This window comes from Bradyrhizobium sp. B124, assembly GCF_038967635.1.
GTDB lineage: Bacteria > Pseudomonadota > Alphaproteobacteria > Rhizobiales > Xanthobacteraceae > Bradyrhizobium.
The window spans coordinates 8,572,951-8,598,228 of the sequence record NZ_CP152413.1 but is presented as its reverse complement, the minus strand read 5'-3'; the positions used below and the strand labels follow the sequence as shown (position 1 = coordinate 8,598,228).

General features: G+C 64.9%; 24 protein-coding genes. 7 read left to right on the top strand and 17 right to left on the bottom strand.

Going from position 1 to position 25,278, the window contains the following annotated elements:
- Positions 1–32: 32 nt before the first annotated feature.
- From AAFG13_RS40195 to AAFG13_RS40180, 4 genes are all read left to right on the top strand, one after another.
- Positions 33–1,259: a cytochrome P450 gene (locus AAFG13_RS40195; RefSeq protein WP_212311193.1), complete on the top strand. Its 1,227-nt coding sequence runs from the start codon at positions 33–35 to the stop codon at positions 1,257–1,259.
- Positions 1,260–1,343: 84 nt separating this feature from the next.
- Positions 1,344–2,666, top strand: coding sequence for an MFS transporter (locus AAFG13_RS40190; RefSeq protein WP_212311194.1), 1,323 nt, complete (start codon positions 1,344–1,346; stop codon positions 2,664–2,666).
- A gap of 13 nt (positions 2,667–2,679) precedes the next feature.
- Entirely contained in the window at positions 2,680–3,342 is a 663-nt protein-coding gene (locus AAFG13_RS40185; protein ID WP_342710436.1) for a sulfite oxidase-like oxidoreductase, read from the top strand.
- Between the two features lie 28 nt (positions 3,343–3,370).
- The gene (locus AAFG13_RS40180; RefSeq protein ID WP_342710435.1) at positions 3,371–4,591 is read left to right on the top strand and encodes a bifunctional alpha/beta hydrolase/OsmC family protein; all 1,221 of its coding nucleotides are present in this window, start codon (positions 3,371–3,373) and stop codon (positions 4,589–4,591) included.
- Positions 4,592–4,724: 133 nt separating this feature from the next.
- On the opposite strand, the gene AAFG13_RS40175 is transcribed toward AAFG13_RS40180, so the two are convergent.
- Positions 4,725–6,182 carry a PLP-dependent aminotransferase family protein gene (locus tag AAFG13_RS40175; RefSeq protein WP_342710434.1) on the bottom strand — a complete coding sequence of 486 codons (1,458 nt, stop codon included), beginning with the start codon at positions 6,180–6,182 and terminating at the stop codon, positions 4,725–4,727.
- 81 nt (positions 6,183–6,263) lie between these two features.
- Here AAFG13_RS40175 and AAFG13_RS40170 point away from each other — a divergent pair, with 81 nt between their 5' ends.
- Positions 6,264–7,172 (top strand): DMT family transporter, encoded by a 909-nt coding sequence (locus AAFG13_RS40170; RefSeq protein WP_212311684.1) that lies wholly within the window; start codon positions 6,264–6,266, stop codon positions 7,170–7,172.
- A 160-nt stretch (positions 7,173–7,332) separates the two neighbouring features.
- A complete protein-coding gene (locus tag AAFG13_RS40165) occupies positions 7,333–9,132 on the top strand; it encodes an adenylate/guanylate cyclase domain-containing protein (protein ID WP_212311198.1) in 1,800 nt (599 codons plus the stop codon).
- Between the two features lie 88 nt (positions 9,133–9,220).
- Here the strand turns inward: AAFG13_RS40165 and AAFG13_RS40160 are convergent, their stop codons facing one another.
- The 16 genes from AAFG13_RS40160 to AAFG13_RS40085 form a co-directional block, all read right to left on the bottom strand.
- Positions 9,221–10,276 (bottom strand): YeeE/YedE family protein, encoded by a 1,056-nt coding sequence (locus AAFG13_RS40160; protein ID WP_342710433.1) that lies wholly within the window; start codon positions 10,274–10,276, stop codon positions 9,221–9,223.
- 140 nt (positions 10,277–10,416) lie between these two features.
- Positions 10,417–11,847, bottom strand: coding sequence for an indoleacetamide hydrolase (iaaH, locus tag AAFG13_RS40155; protein ID WP_342710432.1), 1,431 nt, complete (start codon positions 11,845–11,847; stop codon positions 10,417–10,419).
- A 36-nt stretch (positions 11,848–11,883) separates the two neighbouring features.
- Positions 11,884–13,215, bottom strand: a complete 1,332-nt coding sequence (gene paaK / locus AAFG13_RS40150) for a phenylacetate--CoA ligase PaaK (protein WP_342710431.1) — start codon at positions 13,213–13,215, stop codon at positions 11,884–11,886.
- 19 nt (positions 13,216–13,234) lie between these two features.
- Complete coding sequence (gene paaI, locus AAFG13_RS40145; RefSeq protein ID WP_342710430.1) at positions 13,235–13,690, bottom strand: hydroxyphenylacetyl-CoA thioesterase PaaI; 456 nt, start codon at positions 13,688–13,690, stop codon at positions 13,235–13,237.
- A 235-nt stretch (positions 13,691–13,925) separates the two neighbouring features.
- Positions 13,926–15,002, bottom strand: coding sequence for a 1,2-phenylacetyl-CoA epoxidase subunit PaaE (gene paaE / locus AAFG13_RS40140; RefSeq protein ID WP_342710429.1), 1,077 nt, complete (start codon positions 15,000–15,002; stop codon positions 13,926–13,928).
- A 2-nt stretch (positions 15,003–15,004) separates the two neighbouring features.
- On the bottom strand, positions 15,005–15,508 hold the full coding sequence (gene paaD, locus AAFG13_RS40135) for a 1,2-phenylacetyl-CoA epoxidase subunit PaaD (protein WP_342710428.1): 504 nt from the start codon (positions 15,506–15,508) through the stop codon (positions 15,005–15,007).
- The gene (paaC, locus tag AAFG13_RS40130; RefSeq protein WP_342710426.1) at positions 15,502–16,278 is read right to left on the bottom strand and encodes a 1,2-phenylacetyl-CoA epoxidase subunit PaaC; all 777 of its coding nucleotides are present in this window, start codon (positions 16,276–16,278) and stop codon (positions 15,502–15,504) included. Before paaC ends, paaD begins: the two co-directional genes overlap by 7 nt.
- 144 nt (positions 16,279–16,422) lie before the next feature.
- Positions 16,423–16,710 carry a 1,2-phenylacetyl-CoA epoxidase subunit PaaB gene (paaB, locus tag AAFG13_RS40125; protein ID WP_342710425.1) on the bottom strand — a complete coding sequence of 96 codons (288 nt, stop codon included), beginning with the start codon at positions 16,708–16,710 and terminating at the stop codon, positions 16,423–16,425.
- Between the two features lie 13 nt (positions 16,711–16,723).
- Positions 16,724–17,716, bottom strand: coding sequence for a 1,2-phenylacetyl-CoA epoxidase subunit PaaA (paaA, locus tag AAFG13_RS40120; protein ID WP_342710424.1), 993 nt, complete (start codon positions 17,714–17,716; stop codon positions 16,724–16,726).
- Positions 17,717–17,792: 76 nt separating this feature from the next.
- Positions 17,793–18,662 carry a phenylacetic acid degradation operon negative regulatory protein PaaX gene (gene paaX, locus AAFG13_RS40115; RefSeq protein WP_212311206.1) on the bottom strand — a complete coding sequence of 290 codons (870 nt, stop codon included), beginning with the start codon at positions 18,660–18,662 and terminating at the stop codon, positions 17,793–17,795.
- 205 nt (positions 18,663–18,867) lie between these two features.
- Entirely contained in the window at positions 18,868–19,638 is a 771-nt protein-coding gene (locus AAFG13_RS40110; protein WP_342710423.1) for an alpha/beta hydrolase, read from the bottom strand.
- A gap of 204 nt (positions 19,639–19,842) precedes the next feature.
- Positions 19,843–21,126, bottom strand: coding sequence for a DUF445 family protein (locus AAFG13_RS40105; protein ID WP_212311208.1), 1,284 nt, complete (start codon positions 21,124–21,126; stop codon positions 19,843–19,845).
- A gap of 274 nt (positions 21,127–21,400) precedes the next feature.
- Positions 21,401–21,877 (bottom strand): phasin, encoded by a 477-nt coding sequence (locus AAFG13_RS40100; protein ID WP_176532682.1) that lies wholly within the window; start codon positions 21,875–21,877, stop codon positions 21,401–21,403.
- A 181-nt stretch (positions 21,878–22,058) separates the two neighbouring features.
- Entirely contained in the window at positions 22,059–22,655 is a 597-nt protein-coding gene (locus AAFG13_RS40095; RefSeq protein ID WP_212311209.1) for a GNAT family N-acetyltransferase, read from the bottom strand.
- Positions 22,656–22,681: 26 nt separating this feature from the next.
- Positions 22,682–23,764: an alpha/beta fold hydrolase gene (locus tag AAFG13_RS40090; protein WP_342710422.1), complete on the bottom strand. Its 1,083-nt coding sequence runs from the start codon at positions 23,762–23,764 to the stop codon at positions 22,682–22,684.
- On the bottom strand, positions 23,761–24,144 hold the full coding sequence (locus AAFG13_RS40085; protein ID WP_342710421.1) for a hypothetical protein: 384 nt from the start codon (positions 24,142–24,144) through the stop codon (positions 23,761–23,763). Before AAFG13_RS40085 ends, AAFG13_RS40090 begins: the two co-directional genes overlap by 4 nt.
- Before the next feature lie 181 nt (positions 24,145–24,325).
- Between AAFG13_RS40085 and AAFG13_RS40080 the strand changes: the two genes are divergently transcribed.
- Positions 24,326–25,246: an alpha/beta hydrolase gene (locus tag AAFG13_RS40080; RefSeq protein WP_092125015.1), complete on the top strand. Its 921-nt coding sequence runs from the start codon at positions 24,326–24,328 to the stop codon at positions 25,244–25,246.
- Positions 25,247–25,278: the final 32 nt, after the last annotated feature.

Below are 25,278 nucleotides of genomic sequence, written 5' to 3'. Positions count from 1 at the left end.
GCGTTTTGATCGAACGAGAAGGAAACGAGCCGATGTCCGATTCCCCGTCCGCAACCTATCTGCCCGAACATCCCCCGGTCACCGACTGGGTCCATGATTTCGACCATACCGATCCGGTGTGGACCGACGACCCGTTCCCGATCTGGGAGACGCTGCGCACCGCCTCGCCGGTCGTGCACACCGAGCGCTTCCTCGGCTGCTACATGCCGACCACCTATCAGGCGGTGAAGGAGATCGCCTACGACACCGAGCACTTCTCCTCGCGCCGCGTCATCGTGCGCGACGTCCGCCCCGAGATCACCGCCCGCGCGCCGCCGATTACCTCCGATCCGCCGGAGCACAAGCCCGCCAAGCAGGTGCTGCTGCCGCCCTTCACGCCGGACGCGATGAAGCGGCTGGAGCCGCGGGTGCGCGCGATCTGCAACGAGCTGATCGACGAATTCATCGCCGATGGCCATTGCGACGCCGCGGCGCGCTACACCAAGCACATCCCGGTGCGCGCGATCGCGCACATGCTGGGGATTCCGGAGAAGGACGGCGACCTTTTCATCAAGTGGATCCACCAGATCCTCGAGCTCGGCATCAAGGACGAGAACGAGATGATGAGCGGCGTGCGCGAGATGACCGGCTACTTCATGGCCCATCTCGAGCAGCGCAAGCTTGAGCCGGGCGACGATCTGATCTCGCAGCTGCTGCGGGCCAAGGGCCCCGGCGGCCAGCCGCTGACCGACGAGCACGTGCTCGGCTCGCTGCGGCTGCTCCTGATCGCCGGCATCGACACCACCTGGAGCGCGCTCGGCTCCTCGCTCTGGCACCTCGCCAAGACGCCCGCCGATCGCGAGCGGCTGGTCGCGGAGCCGGCGCTGATCCCGACCGCGATCGAGGAATTCCTGCGCGCCTATTCGCCGGTAACGATGGCGCGCGAGGTGATGAAGGAAACCACGATCTCCGGCTGCCCGGTCAAGGCCGGCAACATGGTGCTGCTGTCCTTCCCCGCGGCCAACCGCGACCCCGCGATGTTCCCCGATGCGGACAAGGTCGTGATCGACCGCAAGGAGAACCGTCACGCCGCCTTCGGCCTCGGCATCCACCGCTGCGTCGGTTCCAACCTGGCCCGGATGGAGATGCAGGTGGCGATCGAGGAATGGCTGAAGCGGATTCCGGATTTCCGCCTCGACCCGGCCGGCAAGGTCACCTGGTCCGAAGGCACGGTGCGCGGCCCTCGTCAACTGCCCGTTCTGTTCGGCAAGAACGCCTGAAGAACAGGACAGCAGTTACATCGCACCACGCAAATGAGATAGGTTGCCCCGGAATCGCGCCAGAGAATCCGGGGAGGCCTGCCAATGTCCGAACAAACCGCTCGATCCGCGAGCGACCATCTCGACATCCATGACGTCGAGCGGCGGGTCAAGGCGATCTTCATCGGCTCGGTCGGCAATCTGGTCGAGTGGTACGATTTCTACGCCTACACCGCGTTCGCGCTGTATTTCGCGCCGGCGTTCTTCCCGCACAGCGATCCGGTGGTGCAGCAGCTCAATGCGGCCGTGCTGTTTGCCGCGACCTTCCTGATGCGCCCGCTCGGCGGCTGGCTGTTCGGCTACATCGCCGACCGCTATGGCAGGCGGCTGTCGCTGACACTCTCGGTGGTCTGCATGTGCTTCGGCTCGCTGATCATCGCGGTGACGCCGACCTATGCCACGATCGGCATTGCCGCACCGGCGATCCTGGCGCTCGCCCGCATCATCGAGGGCCTGAGCCTCGGCGGCGAATACGGCGCCAGTGCCACCTATCTCAGCGAGGTCGCTGACGCCAAGCATCGCGGCTTCTATTCGAGCTTCCAGTACGTCACGTTGATCGGCGGCCAGCTCACCGCGATCATCGTGCTGCTGTTGCTGCAAAAGGTGTTCCTGACGCCGGACGAGCTGAAGGCGTGGGGCTGGCGGATTCCGTTCGTGATCGGCGCCATGCTCGCGATCTTCGCGGCGGTGATGCGGCGCGGCCTGCACGAGACCGAGGCGTTCGAGGAGGCCAAGAAGGTCTCCAAGCCGACCGGCTCGATCGTCGGCCTGTTGAACTATCCGCGCGAATTGCTGCTGGTGGTCGGCCTCACCGCCGGCGGCACCGCGGCGTTCTATACCTTCACCACCTACATGCAGACCTTCGTGAAACTGTCGGTCGGCCTCACCGAGGACCAGACCACCTTCGTGATCTTCGGCTCGCTGATCTTCGCGACCTTCCTGCAGCCGATCTATGGCGCGCTGTCGGACCGCATCGGCCGCAAGCCGCTTTTGATCTTCTTCGGCGTCGTCGGCACGCTGGCGACGATCCCGATCCTGACCGCCCTGAAGGAGACCAAGTCGCCCTTCATCGCTTTCCTCTTGATCTGCGGCGCCTGGATCTTCGTCGCCGGCTATACCTCGATCAATGCGATCGTGAAGGCCGAGCTGTTCCCGACCAATGTCCGCGCGCTCGGCGTCGGCTTGCCCTACGCCATCACGGTGTCGATCTTCGGCGGCACTGCGCCTGCGGTCGCGCTCTATTTCAAGAGCATCGGGCATGAGGACTGGTTCTACTATTATCTCAGCGGCATGATCTTCCTGTCGCTCCTGATCTACTCGACCATGCGCGACACCAAGCACGACTCCGCGATGCATCGCCACGAATGATGGCGCAACGCCCATGACCGACGACGCCGAGCCACCCGAGAGCAAGCTGACGCGCAGCAAGCAGCGCTGGGCGCGCGAGGGCAAATTCCTCACCGGCAAGATCACCCGGCCGGAGGAGCAGCGCCTGCCGCCCGGCCAGCATCTGACGGCGGACTGGCCGGTGCTCGATCTCGGGCTGATGCCGAACGTGACGCGGGAGCGCTGGCGGCTCGACGTCTACGGCGCGGTCGAGCAGACGATCTACTGGAACTGGTCGCAATTCGCGGCGCAGCCGCAGACCCAATTCGTCTCCGACATTCACTGCGTCACCACCTGGTCGCGCTACGACAATCAGTGGGAGGGGCTTTCGACCCGCGACCTGCTCGCCGCCTGCCAGCCGCGCGAGGAGGCACGCTTCGTCGCCCTGCATTGCTATGACGGTTATACGACAAACCTGTCGCTCGAGGATTTTGCAGCCGAGGACGCGCTGCTCGCCCATAGCTGGTCGGGCAAGCCGCTGGCGCAGGAGCATGGCGGTCCGGTGCGGCTGGTGGTGCCGCATCTGTATTTCTGGAAGAGCGCGAAGTGGCTGCAGCGCATCGAATTCTTAACCGAAGATCCGCCGGGCTTCTGGGAGGTGCGCGGCTATCACAATCGCGGTGATCCCTGGGCCGAACAGCGCTATTCTGGCGACTGACGGATCAACACAATGATGGAGCCTGCCCGTGCCACATGAACGCTTTCAATTCACCGGTGTGGGCGGCCATCAGCTTGCCGCCGCGCTTGATACGCCGGACGGCCCGATCAAGGCCCATGCGCTGTTCGCGCACTGCTTCACCTGCGGCAAGGACGTGCTGGCGGCCAAGCGCATCGCGGTTGCCCTCGCCGCCAAGGGCATCGCCACGTTGCGTTTCGACTTCACCGGCCTCGGCTCCAGCGAAGGCGACTTCGCCAATTCGACATTCTCGTCGAACGTCGACGATCTCGTCCGCGCCGCCGACCATCTGCGCGAGACGCGCAAGGCGCCCGCGATCCTGATCGGCCACAGCCTCGGCGGCGCCGCGATCCTCGCGGCCGCCGGCCAGATTCCCGAGGCGAAGGCGGTCGCCACCATCGCCGCGCCGTCCGATCCCGTCCATGTCACGCACTTTTTCAGGGACCGGATCGAGGACATCCGCGCGCAGGGTGAAGGCGAAGTGTCGCTCGCCGGCCGCCCCTTCCGCATCAAGCGCGAATTCCTCGACGACGTCGCCGAGCAGAACCTGATGGCGCAGGTAAAGCAGCTGCACAAGGCGCTGCTGGTCATGCACTCGCCGACCGACGACACCGTCGGCATCGACAACGCCACCAATATCTTCATTGCGGCCAAGCATCCCAAGAGCTTCGTCTCGCTTGCGGGCGCGGATCATCTCCTGAGCGGCAAGCAGGACGCCGCCTATGTCGCCGACGTGATCGGCGCATGGGCCGAGCGCTACGTCGATCTTGCACCGCAGCCGGTGGCTGACACCGGCAGCGCGCCGCGCAACGTCGTGGTGCAGGAGACCCGCGCCAGCAAATTCCAGCAGACCGTCACGACGGGTCCGCATCGCATGCTGGCCGACGAGCCGGTTGCCGTCGGCGGCCAGGATTCCGGCCCCGGGCCTTACGATTTCCTGCTCACGGGTCTCGGCGCCTGCACCTCGATGACGATGCGGATGTATGCCGACCGCAAGTCGCTGCCGGTCGATCGCATCACCGTAACGCTCCAGCACAACAAGATTTATGCCAAAGATTGCGAGGAGTGCGAGACGCACGACGGCATGCTCGACCAGATCGACCGGGTGATCAAGATCGAGGGCGACCTCGATGCCGATCAGCGCAAGCGGCTGATGGAGATCGCCGACAAGTGCCCGGTGCACAAGACGCTGACGTCGGAGGTGCGGATCGTCACCAAGGCGGCGGAGTGAGGGGCGCGCTGAGAAAAATCGAAAACAACCCCATGCACAGTAGCCGGCGGCCGCCGGCGCTCGACAAGGTGACTTGACACGTCGGGCAACTCAGGGATACATTTCCATTATTCCGAAATCGTGCGAACGCCTCTCAGCCACGCGCCGCACGCTTCCTCGTCAGGCAATTCGCCATGATGCGGACCGCGGCGCCGATCTCGTTCTCGCGCCAAGCGGCGAAACCGAGCAGCAGGCCGTGGTCGTGCGGCCGCTCCAGTGCGAGGCTCGACAGCGCGCGCACCTCGACGCCGGCGGCGACCAGCCGCGCCACGGCGCTCCGGTCCGCGGCGCCATCCCTGAAACGCGCGATCAGCTGCATGCCGCCCGGCGGGACCTCGGCCGTGAGCACCGGCTCGAGGTGCCGCGCCAGCGCCGCCGCGAGGTGATCGCGGCGCGCGCGATAGATCCGCCGCATCCGCCTGACATGCGCCAGGAAATGCCCGTCGGCCATGAAGCCGGCCAGCGCCTCCTGGACGTGCACGGAAGCCATCAGCCCGAGATGGCGCTGCGCGATCTCCATCGTCCGCGCCAGTTGTGGCGGCACCACCAGATAACCGATGCGGATATCGGCGGTCGTCGCCTTGGCGCAGGTGCCGAGATAGAGCACGCGTCCCTCGCGATCGAGCCCTTGCAAAGCCGGCATCGGGCGGCTGTCATAGTGAAACTCGCCGTCGTAATCATCCTCGACGATCCAGGTCTTGCCGGGCTCGGCCGCCGCCAACAGCTCGGTGCGGCGCGCAACCGGCATCACCCGCCCGGTCGGGTGCTGATGCGACGGCGTCGTGAAGATCAGCTTCGGCGCCCGCGCCTCGCGCGTCCGCATCATGCCCCATTGATCGAGCCTGACACCGACGACGTCGGCGCCGGCCGCGCGAAACGCCGCCGCGGCGCCGGGATAGCCGGGATCCTCGGTCCACACCGCATCACCGGTCACGATGGTGGTCGCGGCGATCAGCGTCAGCGCCGCCTGCGCCGTCGGCAGGATCAGGATCTGATCGGCCTCGGCGCGCACGCCGCGGCTGATCTCGAGATAGTCGCGCAAGGCCTCGCGCAGGCTCGGCCGGTTGATCACGGTCTGGTCGTTGAAGCGACGCAGCAATGCGCTGCGCCGCAGGCAGCGCGCCCAGATCTCGTGCGGAAATTCGCGCGCATCCGCAAGCCCGGGACGCAGCGGCCGGAAATCGGCCTGGTAGGACAGCGGCCAATCCGTGTCGGAGAGCTGCAAGGCCCAGGGCGACAGCAACGGCTTGCGGGCGGCATCGCGGCGCGGGGCCGGCACCGCCCTGGCGAAGCGCGCCTCGATATCGTCTGACACCACCGGCCGCCGCCGCGCGGCGACGCGCAGATACCCTTCGGCCGCGAGCTGCTCATAGGCATGCGTCACCGTGTTGCGCGACACGTCGAGCTCGGCCGCAAGCGTGCGGCTCGACGGCAGCACGGCCCCGCTCCTGATCCGGCCGCCCGCCATCAGGGTACGCAGCTGCTGCGTCAGCTGCGCGGTCAGGCCGGCATCATCGGCACGCTTCAGCGCGAGCAGTTCGGCGAGGATCAATCTGGCTCCTTTGATCTGTCAAATCTGGCTCTTTCGAGAGAGCCAGTGCGATCCTATTCAGAAGCGGTATCGCCTGCAAGGATGCCGCCCGTGAACCCATCGCTCTCCCCTGCCAAGGCCGCCGGTTTGTTCATCGTCGTGGTGCTGGCCTGGGGCATCAACTGGTCGGTGACGAAATCGCTGGTCGAGGCGGTGCCGCCGCTGTGGACCGCATCGATCCGCAGCTGGGTCGCCCTGGTCGCCCTGCTGGTGATCCTGCGCGCCAGCGGCAATTTGATCATTCCGCGGATCGCCGATGTCCCTGTCGTGCTCAGCGTCGCGCTCCTGCACATGACGTTCTTCTCGACCCTGGTCGCGGCCGGCCTGCGCTATCTGCCGGCGAGCAAGGGCATCGTGCTCGGCTACACCACGCCGCTCTGGGTCGCGCTCGCCGCCGGCGCCGCGCGGACTGAACGGCTCGGCACGCTGAAACTTGTCGGTGTCGCTTCCGGGCTCGCCGGGCTCTGCGTGATCCTCAACCCGGCGTCGCTGGACTGGAGCAATCTGCATGTCATCGCCGGCGCCGGCATGATCATCCTCGCCGCGATCTGCTGGGCCGCGAACATCATCTATATCCGCTCGCACCGCTGGATCGCGACGCCGCTGCAGCTCCTGCTGTGGCAGGTGCTGGTCGCGACCTTGGTGCTGACGACGACCGCGCTGGTCACCGAGGGCGTGCCCACGGTGACATGGTCGCCGCACCTCGTGCTGCTGTTTCTCTATTCCGGCTTCATCGGCACCGCGCTGGCCTATTGGGCGATGTCGATGGTCAACAAGAGCCTGCCAGCGCTGACGACCTCGCTCGGCACGACGGGGACGCCGATCGTCGGCATCGTGACTGCTGCATTTCTGCTCGGCGAGCCGATCGATCTGTCGCTCGCGATCGCCGCGGCGCTGATCGTCGGCGGCATCGCGCTGAGCGCGCTCGCGGACGCGCCGTCACGGGCGTAATAAGGGCCTGTACTCATACATTTTATCACGTCCGCTTCGGTCTCCGAAGCCGACTTCGAAACCGACGTCGCTGCATGTCGGTTGGGCATCAGGCGACATTAGCAATGTGGCACGGTCGCCCGATCCGTCGTACAATATCTCGTCGGTTGGGTTGAGAGCCATGGTGCAGGAGCGGCCATTCCCTGTCGAGCGCAGGTTGTCGGCGATATTGGCCGCCGATGTGGCTGGCTATTCGCGGCTCATGCACGACGACGAAGAGGCGACACATGCCAAATTGACAGCGCTCTTGGCGGACGCTGTCGTGCCAGCAATCGCTGAACACGGCGGGCGTATCGTGAAGAACACCGGCGATGGGTTCCTGGCGGAGTTTACAAGCTCAGTTGAGGCTGTCCGAGCCGCCGTACGGTTTCAGACCCGCATCAAGGAACTTTCAATCCACGAGAAAGAAGACAGGCGCGTTTCCTTCCGCGTGGGCGTCAACATCGGCGACGTAATCGTCGAGGCCCATGACATATTCGGAGACGGCGTTAACATCGCGGCGCGGCTCGAGGGCATCGCAGAGCCTGGCGGCATCTGCATCGCGTCTTCTGCCTACGATCAAGTAAGGGGCAAGGTGGGGGTTCGGTTCGCCGATTTGGGCGACCAGAACTTAAAAAACATCGCCCGCCCAGTCCGGACCTATGCCGTGATCTGGGATGAACACGGCCTAACGATGCGGTCTCACCGCGCGGGATCGAGCGCCCTTTCACCGCCTCGTCTTTCCATCGTTGTGCTGCCTTTCGCCAACCTCAGCGGCGATCCCGAGCAAGACTACTTTGTCGATGGTGTAACCGAGAACTTAACAACGGACCTGTCGCGCATCGGTGGCTTGTTCGTAATTGCCCGGAACAGCGCGTTCTCGTACAAGGGCAAGCCAATCGACGTACGGCAAGTCGGCCGCGAGTTGAACGTCCGGTACGTGCTTGAAGGTTCCATGCAGCGCAGTGGCAAGCGGCTTCGAGTGAACGTGCAGCTCATCGATGCCGAAAGCCGCAAACATCTTTGGGCAGAGCGCTTCGAAAAGCCTGTCGCCGATCTTTTCGATATGCAGGACGAAATCGTATCGAGGCTCGCCAACTCGTTAGGTGCCCAGCTCATTGTGGCCGAGGCACGAACAGCGGAGCGGTCGCTGCATCCCGACGCACTAGACCTGTTCTTTCAGGGTACTGCCTGCTTCTACAAAGGGCCAACCCTTGAGCACGCGACCCGGGCGCGCGACTTTTTTGAGCGTGCCTTTGCGATCGATCCCCAAGGGGGCGGAGCGATTTGGGCGTTGATCGGTATGGCAAACGTCGATCTAACCGTGGGAACCGACCTGTTAACGGATGACCGGGCCGCGCTCCTTTCGGCGGCCGAAGCCAACACGATCAAAGCACTTTCACTATCCCCCAACCTTGCAATGGCCCGCGTGATATTGGCTCTCGTGTACATTAGTACAAATCGCGCAGCACAAGGGATTACCGAATGCGAGCAGGCATTGTCGCTTAATCGCAATTTGGCTTATGCTCATGGCGCTATTGGTTTGGCCAAATTCTATATGGGTCGCCCTACCGAGACTGAAGACCACGTACTCGAGGCTCTCCGTCTGTCCCCCCGCGATCTCGTTGCCAACCGGTTGATGCGTTTTGTGGGCGCGGCAAAGCTACAGGTCGGTGCGGATGCCGAAGCCGTCAGTTGGCTGCGACGAAGCATTGAGGCCAACCGCACTCATGCTCCCGCGCATTTTTTGCTCGCCGCGGCCTTGGGCTTGCTCGGCGCGCTGGATGAGGCGCGAACAGCTGCGAAAGCGGGATTTGCGCTCAACCCAGGCTTTACGATCCGCCGCTTGCGCGCCGCGAAAATAAGCGACAATCCTATTTATCTCGCTGGACAAGAGCGCCTCTGCCAGGGCATGCGCATAGCCGGGGTGCCGGAGGGGTGATGTCGGAGATGGGTCATAAGCCGCCGACAACTACCGAACTGGCAACTTCCGCTTCATGACTGGAAGCCGCCGGTTATGAGTACACGCCCTAGGCCATCGCGAGCGGCCTGACCCGCAAGCTTCCGCGCAGCCCGGCGCCGGTGCCGAGCATGATGCCGGCGATCGCGATGAAGGACGACAGCGACAGCGTCGACAATCCGGTCAGCCCCTGCCCGACCGAGCAGCCGAACGCCATCACGCCGCCGGCGCCCATCAGTGCGGCGCCGCTTGCCGAGCGCAGCATGTGCTGCGGCGAGCGATAGCCTTCGAGCTGGAAGCGCCCGGTGGCAATCGCAGTGATCAGGCTGCCGGCAAACACGCCGAACACGGTGACGATACCGAAATTGAGCGTCGAGCCGGTCGACAGCATCACGTATTGCAGGGCATCGGCGATCGGCGCGATGAAGGTGAGCGACGTCACCGGCACCGGGTTGAAATCATCGGCGCCGAGATAGCCGGTCGCGTACCAGCCGCCCGCCACCAGCAGGCCGACGATCAGGCCGGCCGCGATCTGGCCCGGCGACTTGCGGAACGGCGCATGAACAAAGGCGAAGATGATCAGGACCGCCGCGAGCACCGAGGCGGCTACCATTCGCGCCGGGAGCGCGCCAAGGCCGCTGCCTGCCAACAGCGCCGGCACCGAATTGGCTGACACCGTGGCCTGCGAGGCCTGCACCATCGCGATCCGCAGCGGCGCGATCAGGCCCTTCAGCGTCATCTCGGCAAAGATGCCGAGCACGATGACGACCACGAAGGAACGCAGGTTGCCGCGCCCGAGCAGCACCAGCGCCCGCGAGCCGCAGCCGTTCGACAGCACCATGCCGTAGCCGAACAACAGCCCGCCGAGGAACATCACCGGCGCCGAGAACGACGGCTGCAGATAGATCGACTTGCCGAGATCGACGAGACCGGCCGCCGCCAGCAGCTGCGAGGCCGCGATCGCAACCCCCATCGCCAGCGCATAGGTGCGCACCAGCCGACCGTCGCCGTCCGCCCACCAGCCGCGCAGGCCGCTCATCATACAGAAGCCGCTGACGAGCCCGACCGAGCCATAGATCAGGCCGATGATCAGGGCGGCGAGGATGACAATCGTGGCGGGGTCCATAACAATCCTTCAATTGCCTTCGTCATTGCGGGCGAAGCGAAAAGCGCGCCGCAAGGCGCGTGGATCGTGGCAGCCAGGCGGCCCAAACCATGACTAATCGACTGACCGATCAATTCAAGGGGCTTGTTACCGCCGGCGAGTCAGAGCTTCGGTGGTGGGGCCGTGCCCAGGATCGCCTCGATCGACAGGCCGAGCCCGAGCAAACTGGCATCGCTGCCGACCGGACCGTCGAGTTCGAGCCCAACCGGCAGGCGATCCGGCGTCATGCCGGCATAGAGCGAGAGCCCGGGAAGGCCGGCATTGCTGCCGGGATCGGTGTTGCGGATCATGGTGCCGAAGGTCGGCACCGGTTCGCCGCCATTGACCGACATCTCGCCGGAGCCGGTCTTCTCGTCGATGACAGGTGCAGGCGCGATCGTGGTCGGAAACAGGATGGCGTCCAGTTTGTTGTCCCTGAGATAGGCGGCATAGATCGCCTGCAGCGCCGGCCGCTGCACCTTGATCGCATCATCATAGGCGGCGCCGAAGGCGTCCGCGGTGATGGCGCCGAATGCGCCGACCACGTCGGGACTTGCGATGCCGGCCGCGATGTCGGACAGCGTGATCCCCTCGATTCCGGAGGCGGCGAGCCAGGCCGGGATATCGGCGATCGGTTCATGCAGCGCGAGCACGAACGAGACCTTGTCGTTCTGCTCGAACAAATCGGGCATATCGACATCGACCAGCACCGCGCCGGCAGCCGTGAGCCGGGCGCAGGCTGAGTGGGCAACGGCCTCGACGTCGCGATCGAGACCGCTCCAGAAACAGGCGGGAATGCCGAGGCGCACGCCGCATAGCGGAACGGCTGACGCCTGTGGCGTGCCGGTGATGACGGCATCGAGCAGCGCGACATCGGCAACCGTGCGTCCCATCGGGCCGACGGTGTCGCGGGTATGGCTGATCGGAACCACCTGGTTGTCGTCGTGGTAGCGCCGCTCGGCGCCGCCATTGCCGACCGAAGGCCGCAAGCCCACGGTCCCGGTCAGCGCCGCGGGCACGCGGGTCGAGCCGCCGGTGTCCGAGCCGAGGCCGCAGGTGGCGATCCGTGCGGCGATCGCCGCCGACGTTCCGCCGGATGAGCCGCCCGGGATCCGAGCCGTGTCATATGGATTCCGCACCGGTCCCGCGAATGGCGCGAGATTGGTGCTGGTGATGCCGAAGGCGAGCTCGTGCAGATTGGTCTTGCCGATGACCACAGCCCCCGCGTCGAGCAGCTTTTTCAGCGACGGCGCATTGCGCGCAGGCCGGGCGTGTTGCAGCGCCGGGGTGCCGCCCGATGTCGGCATATCTGATGTGTTGATGTTGTCCTTCACGACGATCGGAAGCCCGGCCAGCACGCCGGTGCGCGTGCCGGCATCGACCTGGCGCGCCGCCGCCAGCGCGCCGTCGCGGTTCAGCACGATGAAGGCGTCGAGGTGCTTGAGCCGCTCCGCACGATCGAGCGCCGCCTCGACGACGCTGACCGCCGTCACCTTCCGGTCGCGGATGTCGGCCACGATCTGCGCCGCGGTTGCTTCGTTGCTATCGGCCATGGAAACCCCGCACCCTCTTGCATTGCGGGCGAGAGGCTATTCTTTCGGCCGCTTGTCGTAAACACGTTTCGCCTTGCCGAGCGAACGCTCCAACGTCTCGGGGGCGACGACGCGGACGCGGGTGGAGATGCCGATCGTGTTCTTGATGAAGGCGGCGACCTTCTCGGCGTGCGCGGTCAGCCCTTCGCCGTCCCAGCTCTCGGGCCGGGCTTCGGCCAGCACCGTCATCTCGTCCATGCGGCCCTCGCGGGTCAGCTCTATAACAAAGTGGCCGCCGCACCAGTCGGTCGCCAGCAGCGCTTCCTCGATCTGGGTCGGGAACACGTTGACGCCGCGCAGGATGATCATGTCGTCGGAGCGGCCGGTCACCTTCTCCATCCGCCGCATGCCGGGCCGCGCCGTGCCGGGCAACAGCCGCGTCAGGTCGCGGGTGCGGTAGCGGATGACGGGAAAGCCTTCCTTAGTCAGCGAGGTGAACACCAATTCGCCCTTCTCGCCGTCGGGCAGCACCTTGCCGGTCATGGGATCGATCACCTCGGGATAGAAGTGATCTTCCCAGATGTGCAGGCCGTCCTTGGTCTCCACGCATTCTTGCGCGACGCCGGGGCCGATCACCTCGGAGAGGCCGTAGATATCTGTCGCATCCATGTCGAAGGCCTGCTCGATCTCGACGCGCATCGCGTTGGTCCACGGCTCGGCGCCGAAGATGCCGAACTTCAGCGACGATTTGCGCGGGTCAAGCCCCTGCCGCTTGAACTCATCGAGGATCGCCAGCATGTAGCTCGGCGTCACCGTGATGATGTCGGGCCGGAAATCGTTGATCAGCTGCACCTGCCGCTCGGTCATGCCGCCGGAGACCGGGATCACGGTGCAGCCGAGCCGCTCGGCGCCGTAATGCGCGCCGAGGCCGCCGGTGAACAGGCCATAGCCATAGGCATTGTGCATCAGCATGCCGGTGCGGCCGCCGGCGGCACGGATCGAGCGCGCCATCACGTCGGCCCAGGTGTCGATGTCTCCTTTGGTGTAGCCGACCACGATCGGTTTGCCTGTTGTCCCCGAGGAGCCATGGACCCGCACCAGCTGTTCGCGCGGCACCGCGAACATGTTGAAGGGATAATTGTCGCGCAGATCCGTCTTCACCGTGAAGGGAAATTTTGCGAGATCTGCAAGCTGCTTGAAATCTGTGGGGTGCACGCCCGCCGCGTCGAACGCCTTCTTGTAGTGCGCGACATTGTCATAGGCATGCTTGAGCGACCAGGCGAGCCGCCTGGTCTGCAGCGCCATGATCTCGTCGCGCGAGGCGCGTTCGGCCGCATCGAGCTCGGCGTGATAACCGCCGTCCTTGACCTTGAGCTTTGCCGTTGCCATCGACGTTTCCCCTGAAGCCTTATGCCTTGATGTCCGTGTCCGGCAGCCAGGTGCCTTGTATCACGCGCGAATGTCCGCGAAATTCAGCGATCACGCCGTCGCCGGCGGTGACGCGCACGTCGTAGATTCCCGAACGGCCGCTGCGCGAGATCTCGCGCGCCGTCGCCACCAGACGGTCGCCGAGCTTGCCGGGCCAGATGAATGTGACGTTGCCCTGCGCCGCCACCGCGCGATCGTTGCGGCTGTTGCAGGCAAAGGCGAAGGCTGAGTCAGCGAGCGTGAAGATGTAGCCGCCATGGCAGATGCGCTGGCCGTTGACCATGTGCGGCAGCACCGTCATCGCCATCACCGCCTGCCCCGGCTTGATCTCGACGAGCTCCATGCCGAGGCCCTTGCTGGCGTCGTCTTCCTTCCACATCGCATCCGCGCAGGCGCGTGCGACATCCTCGGGCGATAGCGTGGCCTTCACGTTCACATCGAACTCCCTGTGCGTGGGCCCGTTTGCTGCGGGCCTCTTGGTGTCACGTCAGTGTTGAGCGCGACACCCTGGGTGTCAACGCTAGCTTCGTCATGCCGGGATGCGCCGTAAGGCGCAGGCCTCAGATGCGCACTGCGCATCGGGGAATCCATACTCCCGATGGTGGTTATGGATTCCGGGCTCATCGCTTCGCAATGCCCCCAGGTGCGCAATTGCGCACCGGGAATGACAGTCAAACATGATCGTAGTCGACCACGACCTTGCCCGAGCACGGCTTGGCCTGGCAGGTGAGGATGAACCCCGCCTTCAGCTCCCACGGCTCCAGCGAATAGTTCAGATCCATCAGTGCCTCGCCTTCGACCAGCTTGGCGCGGCAGGTCGAGCACATGCCGCCCTTGCAGGCGAACGGCAGATCCATGCCGGCGCGCAGCGCGGCATCGAGGATCGACTCGCCGTCGGCCACCGGGACCTCACGGCGCTTGCCGTCGATGATCAGTCCGGCGATCGCCTTCGGCGGCGCGCCGGCCGGAACGACGACCTTCGCCCGCGGCTTGCCGCCGAATTCCGACACGAAGCGCTCGACATGGATGCGCTCGTCGGCGATGCCGATTTCGCGGCAGGTCGCCTCGATCGTCTCGCTCATGGCGGCCGGGCCGCAGACGAAGACGTGATCGACGGTCGCAGCCGGCACCAGCGAGCGCAGCAGCACCCGCACCTTCTCGCCGTCGAGCCGGCCGTGCAGGATCGGGATGTCCTGCTCCTCGCCCGAGATGACGTGGAATACCGAGAGCCGCTGCATGAAGCGGTCCTTCAGCTCCTCCAGCTCCTCGCGGAACATGACGCCTTCGGTGGAGCGGTTGCCGTAAAACAGGAAGAAGCGGCTATCCGGCTCGCGCGCCAGCACGCCCTTGACGATCGAGAGGATCGGCGTGATGCCGCTGCCGGCAGCGAAGCCGACGTAGGTTCGCGCCTCGCCGGGCGTATGCGCAACGCCGAAACGGCCGGTCGGCGTCATCACGTCGAGCTCGTCGCCGGCCTTCAGCTCGTCGGCGGCCCAGTTCGAGAAGGCGCCGCCGTCGACCTTCTTCACCGCGATGCGCAGCTCGCCGTCATCGGGGCCGGAGCAGATCGAGTAGGAACGGCGGACTTCCTCGCCGTCCATCGTGGTGCGCAGCGTCAGATACTGGCCAGGCGTGAAGCGGTAGTCACCTTGCAGATCATCAGGGATCGCGAAGGTCATCGAGATGGCGTCCGAAGCCTCGCGGCGCAGATCGCTGACGGAGAGTCGATGGAATCGTGGGGTCGACATGGTCAATGACACTTGAAGTAGTCGAAGGGTTCACGGCAGCTCTTGCAACGCCACAGCGCCTTGCAGGAGGTCGAGCCGAATTCGGACAGCAGTTCGGTATCGCCTGACCCGCATTGCGGGCACGCGACCGCCTGCTCGCCGAACAGCGCGCGGCGGGAAGAGCCCGGCAGCGGCGGCGCGATGCCATACTCCCTGAGCTTGCGTCGGCCGTCCTCGCTCATCCAGTCGGTGGTCCAGGCCGGCGACAGCACGGTGCGGACCTTCGGCTGATGTATCCCCTCGCGTTCCAGCGCGAGCTCGATCTCGAGCGCGATCATGTTCATCGCCGGACAGCCCGAATAAGTCGGCGTGATCGCGACCTCGACATGGCCGTCGTGGACCGCGACATCGCGCAGCACGCCGAGGTCGGCGATGGTCAGCACCGGAATTTCGGGATCGACCACCTGCGCGGCCGCGCTCCAGGCGCGCCGGCGCAGATCGGCATCGCTGAGCGCGACCGTCACCATGTTGCCCCCGGAAAGGTCCGCTGCATCGATTGCAGCTCGCTGAGGAGATGGCCGAGATGCTCGCTGTGGCTGCCGGTGCGGCCGCCCTGCTGCATCCAGTTGCCCGATGGCAGCGACAGCGTCGCCTCATTGACGATGCCGGTGACGGTCTTCAGCCAGCGCGGCTCCAGCGTCGCCGGATCAATCGCGATGCCGGCATCGATCAGGCCGCGCTCGCTGTCGTCGACCGCGAACATCTCGCCGGTATAGGCCCAGAGATCGTCGATGGCATCCTGCGCGCGGCGATGGCTTTCCTCGGTACCGTCGCCGAGGCGAACGATCCATTCCGACGAATGCCGCAAATGATAGGCGCTCTCCTTCTCCGACTTCGCCGCGATCGCGGCCAGCGTCGGATCGGACGAGGCCATCATCGCGCGCCAATAGAGATCGGCGAACGCCGCGTAGAAGAACTGCCGCACCATGGTGCGGGCAAAGTCGCCGTTCGGCTGCTCGACCAGCAGCAGATTGCGGTACTGCCTGACGTCGCGCAGATAGGCGAACTTGTCTTCGTCGTTGCCCCTGCCTTCGACCTTGGCCGCGTAGGTGTAGAGCTCGCGGGCCTGGCCGAGCAGGTCGAGACCCATATTGGCGAGCGCCATGTCCTCTTCCAGCGCGGGCGCATGGCCGCACCATTCGGACAGCCGATGGCCGAGGACCAGCGCATCGTCGGCGCGGCGCAGCGCGTAGAGCACCAGCGGCGTTTCGGAGACTTCGATGTTGGCGGTTGCCATGTTCTCTATTCCACCTGCATCCACTTGCTCGACGTCATCCCGAGGAGCCTGCGCAGCAGGCGTCTCGAAGGATGGCCGCGGTTACGATCGGGGCGTCATGGTCCGAGAGAGCGCTACGCGCCTCCCCGCCGTGACGGGTGAAATTCACATATGCCCGACTTCGTCGGGCACGTCGTAGAAGGTCGGGTGACGGTAGATCTTGGACTCCGCCGGCTCGAACATCATGCCCTTCTCGGCCGGATCGGACGCGGTAATCGCATTCGAGGGCACCACCCAGATCGACAGCCCCTCGCCGCGGCGGGTGTAGATGTCGCGCGCGGCTTGCAGCGCCAGCGTCGAGTCCGCCGCGTGCAGCGAGCCGACATGCTTGTGCGCAAGGCCGTTGCGGCTGCGGATGAAGACTTCCCAGAGCGGAACGTTCGGCGTGGCCATCTTGAGCGCTCCCTTATTCTGCGGCTTGCGCGAGCTGGCGGCTCTTGCGCTTCTCGGCATAGGCCATCGCGGCCTCGCGCACCCAGGCGCCTTCGTCATGCGCCTTGCGGCGCGCGGCGAGACGATCGCGGTTGCAGGGGCCGTTGCCGGCCAGCACCTGCTTGAACTCGTCCCAGTCGATCGGGCTGTGTTCCCAATTGCCGTTCTCGTTCTGCTTCATGCCGGGATCGGGAATCGTCAGCCCGAGGAATTCGGCCTGCGGCACGGTGGCGTCGATGAATTTCTGGCGCAGCTCGTCGTTGGAGAAGCGCTTGATCTTCCACTTGGTCGAGGTGTCGCTGTGCTGGCTGACCCGGTCCGGCGGGCCGAACATCATCAGCACCGGCCACCACCAGCGATCGAGCGCGTTCTGCGCCATCGCCTTCTGCTCCGCAGTGCCGCGGCACAGCGTCACCATGATCTCGAAGCCCTGGCGCTGGTGGAACGACTCTTCCTTGCAGACGCGGATCATTGCGCGCGCATAGGGGCCGTAGGAGCAGCGGCACAGCGGGATCTGGTTCATGATCGCGGCGCCGTCGACCAGCCAGCCGATGGTGCCGATATCGGCCCAGGTCAGGGTCGGGTAATTGAAGATCGAGGAATATTTCGCCTTGCCCGAGAGCATGCCGTCGACCAGTTCTTCGCGCGAGGTGCCGAGCGTCTCGGCTGCGGCGTAGAGATAGAGCCCGTGGCCGCATTCATCCTGCACCTTGGCGAGCAGCGCGGCCTTGCGGCGCAGCGACGGCGCACGGGTGATCCAGTTGCCTTCGGGCAGCATGCCGACGATTTCGGAATGGGCGTGCTGGGAAATCTGCCGGGTCAGCGTCTTGCGGTAGGCCGCGGGCATCCAGTCGTTCGGCTCGATACGCTCGTCGGCATCGATGCGGGCCTGGAACTGACTGGCGCGGGCGACATCCTCGACGCCGCGATCGTCGCCGTCGGATGAATTGAGCGCCTGCGTGTACATGGCCGACCTCCCAGTGTGTTGTTAGGCAGGAATATATAACACAAATTTCCAAATGCAATATATTTCTGTAATATGTTCAGGTGCCCTCGAAACGGCGTGCCACGGCCCCGTTGGGCTTCGGCAGCTGCCCGTCCTCATTGGTTGCATGATCGTCAAGCCATTGTTCCGACGGCGGAAGCAGCCCGCGATAGATCTCGCCGCAGAGCTTGCGGGCTGCCCTGCCCGGCCAGTCCTTCGGCAATAGCTGATACGGCAGCAGCGGATCGCGCAGCACGACCCGGCGATAATGATGGATCAGCAGGATGCGCGCGGTGAAGGCGTCGCCATCGGTCAGCTTCTCGCCCCTGGTGATCCAGCCGTGCAGCGGCTCGAACGTCTTCATGAACTTCAGATAGGCGTCTGCGGTGCGATCGAGCGGCCAGCTCTCGCTGAGCAGCCTGCGCCCGCTGTCGTCTTCCGCCGACACTTCGAGACGGATCGCGCGCGACGCTTCATCGGGGATCGGCGCGCCCGATGGCGCAACCCATACGCCGGGTAGCGGGCTGCCGAAGCCGGCATTCTTCAACGCCTCGCGCGCGGCGTCGCGATCCTCGGCATTGCCGATCAACAGCAGCTCGAAGCGGCCGGTCCAGTCCGACGGCGGCGGATCGTAGATGTGCCGGGTCGCGGTGTCGAAGGTCTGCCGGCCCTTCGCATTCAAGCGATAAAAGCTGTTGCGGCCGACCTTGCTGCGCTCGAGCCAGCCGTCGGCGGCGAGCCGCGACATCGCGGTGCGCACCACATTGCCGTCGATGTCGAGCGACTTGAAGAATTCGAGCAGCGTACCGAGCCACACCGAGCCGCCGCGCGGCACGATGGAATCGCCGAACACGGTGATGATGATCGAGCCGGTGCGTGACGGCTCGCGCTTCAGCTGATCGACGATGCGGGCAAGCGGCTGTGGCATGCCCAACGCATAGCGCGTTTTGTCGATTCACGACAATGCGGGCGTCTTCTCCTTCTCCCCGCGTGCGGGGAGAAGGTCGGGATGAGGGGGAGTCTCCGCAAATACGGTGAGAGACGACGCGCGGAGACTCCCCCTCACCCGGATCGCATTACGCTTCGCTTCATGCGCTCCGGCCTCTCCCCGCAAGCAGGGCGAGGCAAGTAAGTCAGCGGTTGGGATCCGGATAGACGAAGCTGCGCCAGCCGCTGCGATCGAACGGCGCCCACTCGCCGTCCTTCTGCGCGAGACGATCGGCGACCGCGTAAACCGCGGCTGGATGATGGCCCATGCCGCAATGGCTGCTCTCGACCTCGATGCTGTCGGTCATCGACGAGGCCTGCTCGCGGCAACCCTGCCAGGCGCAGACGCCGTCGGTGCGGCTGAAGATCGCGGTGGTCGGCACCGGCGGCGCACTGGCAAGCGAGCCGCCGAAACGCTGGTCCTCTTCGTCGGCACGGCGACCGCTGGCCATCTCGTAGACGCGCCAGGCGTTGGTCGCCTTCGGGCCTGCGGCGAACGGGCTGCCGAGGGTGATCACCTGGCGCACGCGCTCCGGCATCATCTTCGCGAGCTGGCGCGCATAGAGGCCGCCAAGGCTCCAGCCGACCACCGAGACCTTGCGGCCGCTGGTCTCATTCATCTCCTGCAGCAGATCGACCATCCCGTCCTGCACGCCGGCGCGAAGCCCGAGGTTGCGGCCCTGACGCCAGCCGCTGACGGCGTAGCCCTTGCTCTTGAGGAAGTCGCGCAGCGGGCGCGTCGACATGTCGGAGGCAATCAGCCCGGGCAGCACCAGCACCGGATGCCCATCGCCGCGCGGCGCGAGGCTCAGCAGCGGCAATGCACCAAGAAAGGCACCGAGCTCGTGAATGGCGCGGCCTTCCAGAAACATCAGTGTCCTGGACGGCGGGCGTAGCGTCTGCGCAGCAACGGACATTTCAACTCCTCTTCGGCACGACCCCTGACGTCGCGGCGGCCGGCAATGGAATCAACGGAAATGGGTCAACAGGATTGACGCAAACCCGGCGGAATCGTTCCGCAACGCAACAATCAACCTTGAAAAGCTAGGGAACCGATCACTTTGGTGCAAGCGGTCCAGGTCACACTTGCCACAACTAAAGTGATCTCCGTGCCCAATCGGTCACAGCAGCCGCAGCACATATTCCAGCGTGTAAAGTGCCAACCCAGCAAGCCCGCCGATCAACGAGCCGTTGAAGCGGATGTATTGCAGGTCCTTGCCGACATTGACCTCGATGAGCGAGATCAATTGCTCCATGTCCCAGCTCTTCATCTGGTCGGCGATGAACGTCGAGACGCCGCTCTTCTGCTCGGCAACGACCGAGCGCAGGATCGCGACCAGGCCCTGATTGATTTCGGCGCGCAGCTCGGCGTCGCCGTCGAGCGCGTCGCCGGCCTCGACGAACATCCGTGCCAGCTGATGCTGCAGCACCTGCGATTCACCCGAGGCGCTGCGCTCGATGAAATCCTTGACGTTGGCCCAGATGGTGCGCCCGAGATTGGCGAGCTCCGGCCGCGCCATCAGATCGCGCTTGAGACCGTCGATGCGATCGGCGAATGCCTTGTCGCTGCCGAGCCGATCGACGAACGACAGCAGCATGCGGTCGAACTCGCCGCGGAACGGATGTTGCGGATCGTTGCGCACTTCCTCGAAGAATTTCGTGGCCGAGGCGATGATCCGGTTCACCACGAACTTGTCGGCACGATAGAGCCTCAAGAGCGTCGGCATCTCCGCGCGGACCTTGTCGCGGATCACGGCCATGGTCTCCTGCTGCGTCAGCGTCTGGTGCAGCACGCGCAGGATGTCGTCAAGCAGGCCGCCATGCTTGCCCTCCTGCACGAAGCCGCGCAGCGCGCCGGCCGCAAGCGGCGCGAGGTCGATCGAAAGCACCTGGGTCGTGACGCGGCGGCTGATGAACTGCATGAGGCCCGAACTCTCGGTCGCCGCAAACGCTTCGGGCAGCATCCGCAGCACGAAGCGGGCGAGATCTTCCGAACGTTTGCGGTCGCGCAGCCAGTCGGCGATGAAGCTGCCGAAATCGATCTCGCGCAGCTTGGCCTCGACGGGCCCGGATTCCAGGAAATTGTTCTCGATGAATTCGCCGAGCTTCTCGGCGATGCGCTCCTGATTGCTCTGGATGATCGCGGTGTGCGGGATCGGCAGCCCCAGCGGCCGCTTGAACAGGGCGACGACGGCATACCAGTCGGCCAGCCCGCCGATGGTCGCGGCCTCGGCAAAGGCCGCGATGAAGCCGAAGGCGGGATGCACCGCAAGCAGCGCCTTCGAGGCGATGAAGATGACGAGGGTGGCCGCCAGCACGCCGGTTGCCAGCCACTTTACGCGCCGCAGCTCGGCCGCGCGTTCGGCGTCGACGGGCGTTGCGATGAGGGCGGCGGGAAGGGTCATGGGGGCTTCCGAATGTACGCTAGTTTGCCTCCGCTCGCACCTCCGGCGCCAAAGGCGAAGCCTTTGCGCAGGGGTGACGGAATTAGCTTACTCAGCGTGCTCAGTGTCATCACCCGCGCATGCGGGTGATCCAGTATTCCGGAGACGGTCGTGCTTGAGCCGATAGGCCGCGGCGTACTGGGTCGCCCGGTCGAGCCGGGCGACGACAACAAGCAAAAAAGAAGGCCCGCAAAATGGCGGGCCTTCGAAAGGGCAGTGGTCAGTGCAAGCGCGATCAGGCGGTCTTGCTGTAGACCTTGGCGAAGTTGTCCTGCGCGGTCTTCGCACCGTCGGTGACGAGCTTGCCGAGATACTCGGTGGTGGCCTTCGCCCGCGAAACGAACAGTTCGCCACGCGCACGGACCATGTCCGACTGGATCTGGGCGGCTTCGCTCAGCGACTTGGCGGAAGCGAGCTTGTCGATGCCGGCGAAGAACGCCTCGGCGTCCTGGTAGAGCGCCTGCTGGATGTTGCGGCTGATCTTGGCGGCTTCGGTCACCGAACCGGCAACGGCGGTCTCGATCACGTTGGTCACCTTCTCGGAGCCGGCATACGCATCGGCGGCGCGGGTCTTGGCGGCCTCGGCCTGCTTCTTCACGAACTCACGGGCGGCTTCCGGAACTTCCATGTTCTGGAGCTTGGTGAACGCCTCGGTGACGGGCGCGAAGGCTTCCTTGACGCTGTTCAGCACGGAATTGGTTTCGGTGGTCATTGGGGTCTCTCCATCCTCAGGTTTGAGCTATGGGCTCACCCCGTCCGGATTGGCCCGGGGCAAGGCTGTTGTGTCACAATCCATGGTGCGTTGCAACATCGATGTTGCACCGCGATATCACGAACGCGTGAACAGGATGAATAACCGGCAGATTGCCTAAGGAACCGGCGGATTGAGGTTTCTAAATACCACCAACCGCTTCAGATACCCCATATGCCTCCATCTGCGCCCGGACCTGCGCCACATTGTGCCCGAGCACGACGATGTCGTGGGTCTTGCCCTCGACGTCGCGGACATGGTCGCGCAGCAGGGCCTCCGCCTTGAAGCCGAGGCTTTCGAACAGCGCGATTGCCGCCCGCTGGTCGACTGTCATCTGCACCGAGAACTTCTCCAGCCCGGCGCCCAGCGCGATGGCGAAGGTCTCCTGCGACAGTGCCCGGCCGACGCCCTGCCCGCGCACGTCGAGCGACACCACCATCCGGATCTCGCCGACATGCGGCGACCAGGAATGCGGATCGCGCACCAGGGTGCCGCAGCCGACCACCTTGCCGTCCTTGACCGCTAGCAGGCTCGTGATGTCGCCGCGCTCGATCTCGTTGATCCAGGCCGACAGCACCTTCGGCTGGCTGATGTTGCGCGGCAGGAACAGCAGATCATGCGTCGGCAGGTTCTGCGCGAAGGCCAGCACCGCGGCCTCGTCGGCCCGCTTCATCAGCCGGAACTCGATGTCGCCGGCCTCGGTCTTGACGTGGCGCGGATAGGAACGTTGTTCGGTCATGTCGATCTCTCTCAAGTCGACCCTTCTTAGGTCGATCTTTTGCTCAACCAGGAGTCCAGTTTCGGCCACAGCCGCTTGATTGCATTGGCGCCGGCGACCAGCGAGACGTGACCGCCTTTCAGCATCACCTCCTCCTTGTCCTCGGAGCCGATCTTGGGGATCAGGTGCTTTGCCGCATCATACGGCACGATGTGGTCGTGCTCGGCGACCGCGTGCAGGATCGGCACCTTGATGTCGGCGAGTTTCGCCGCGCGGCCGCCGACCGTCATGGTGTCGTTGTAGAGCTTGTTGTCCCACATCAGGTCCTTGGTGATGGCGCGGAAATATTCGCCCGCCAGCGGCAGCGTGTCGGTCGCCCAGCGGTCGAACATCCGGTACGACTTGACGAACTCGTCGTTCCAGATGTTGTCCCAGAGCTGAATCTGGCCGACCACGCGCGCGGCCGGCCGCAACATGTCGAACGATTGCAGGATCAGTTCGGGCGGCATGTTGCCGGTGCTGTCGATCAGGCGGTCGACGTCGAAATAGCGCCGGTCGGCGAAATTCGAGAACAGCTTCATCTCGCGGAAATCGATCGGCGTGGTGAAGCAGATCAAATTCTTCATCGGCCCGTCGTTGAAGATCGAGCCATAGAGCAGCGACAATACGCCGCCGAAACAATAGCCGATCACGGAGACTTCCTTTTCGCCGGAATCCTGCTGCACGCGGCGGACCGATTCCGGAATGAAGTCGAGGACGTAGTCCTCCATGCGCAGCGATTTCTCCTCGGGCTTCGGCGCGGTCCAGTCCAGCATGTAGACGTCGAAGCCGCGCTTGAGCAGGAACTCGATGAAGCTCTGCCCCGGCACCAGGTCGAGGATGTAGCCGCGGTTGGTGGTCGCCATCACGATCAGGACCGGCACGCGATAGATTTCGTCGACCTGCGGCCGGTAGTGATAGAGGTTCATGGTGCCGCGCGAATACAGCACGTCCTTCGGCGTCGAGCCGAGCTCGGGGCCGGAGCTCGAGAAATACTCGACGCCCTTGATGCTGCGCTGGATCGCACGCTGCACCTCGGACTGGACTCGCTCGGAGATCGAGGCGAAATCAAACCCGGTGGGAGCATTCATTTGCTGTCTCCCTCCGATGGCGGGCGCCTGGTGCGCGGCGGCCGTGGCGTTGCGCCGTGGCCGTCGTCCGGCGCCAGCGAATTGTGGTGCACCTGCTGCAGCAGCGTCTTGATCTCGTTGAGCTGGGTCTCCATCGACTGCAGGCGCTCGGCCATGCCGACGAGCTGGGCGCGGCTCGGCAGGTTCATCGCCAGCAGATATTTCTCCATCATCTCGCCGAGCTGCTTCTGCGCGCCCGCCGCGGCGCTGCCGGCCTGATTCATCACCTTGGAGAATTCAGGCGAGCTCATCAACTGGTTGCCGAAGGAGTTGAACCCCTTCTCCATCTCGCCAATCATCGCCTGCCAGATCACGGCAGGGTCGTTGCCCTTGTCGGCCATGCGGCCCTCCTCCACGTCAATTCCGAGCGCTTGTCGCGCTTCAGTTTGTTTGTGCCATACGACACTGTTGCCGCTGATCGGTCAACAGTGCGGCGCGCCCGGCGACGTTGACGCTCTTCTGCGCTGCGTCAATCCGTGGCAGCATGCAGGCTCCTGACCGCGAATCCAGGAGAGGACGCCCGTGACCACGCTCGCCCATCAGTTGCCGCAACTAACCCGCGCCAACGGCATCGACATCTGCTACGAGATTTTTGGCGATGCGAATGCGGAGCCGCTGCTTCTGATCATGGGCCTCGGCGCCCAGATGATCCATTGGGACGACGAATTCTGTCGCCAGCTTGCTGCGCGCGGTTTTCGCGTGATCCGGTTCGACAACAGGGATATCGGCAAGTCCTCCCGCATGAGCGGCGGCAAGCGGCTGACCGCCCTCGAGCTGCTCAAGCTGCGCTTCCTGAAGATTCCGGTCGCAGCGCCCTACCGGCTGGCCGACATGGCGCGGGACACGATCGGATTGATGGATGCGCTCGGCATCCGCACCGCGCACCTGGTCGGCGCCTCGATGGGCGGCATGATCGCGCAGGAGGTTGCGATCACCTTCCCCGAGCGGGTGCGCTCACTGACCTCGATCATGTCGACCACAGGCAATCCGAAGATTCCGGGGCCGACCCGCGAGGCGACCGCAGTGCTGATGGCGCCGCCGCCGAAGAGCAAGGAGGAGTACTTCGTGCGTTTCGGCCAGACATGGAAGGTGCTGCGCAACGGCTCGTTCCCTGAAGATGAGGCGCTTGACCCCGAACGCGCGCGGCGCACCTTTGAGCGCGGTCTCAATCCGGAGGGCGTCGGCCGCCAGCTCCGCGCCATCCTCGCCTCGGGCAGCCGCAAGGAGCGGCTGCGCAGCGTCAAGGCGCCGACGCTGGTGATCCACGGCACCGTCGATCCGCTGGTGCATCCCGAAGGTGGCAAGGACACCGCAGTCTCGATCCCCGGCGCAAAGCTCCTGATGGTCGAGGGCATGGGCCATGCGCTGCCGATCCCGATGTGGCCGCAGATCATCGACGCCATCGACAAGCACGCGCATGGGGCGGCGGTGAAGGCGGCGTGAGGCCAGAGCGTTTTCGAGCGAAGTGGATACCG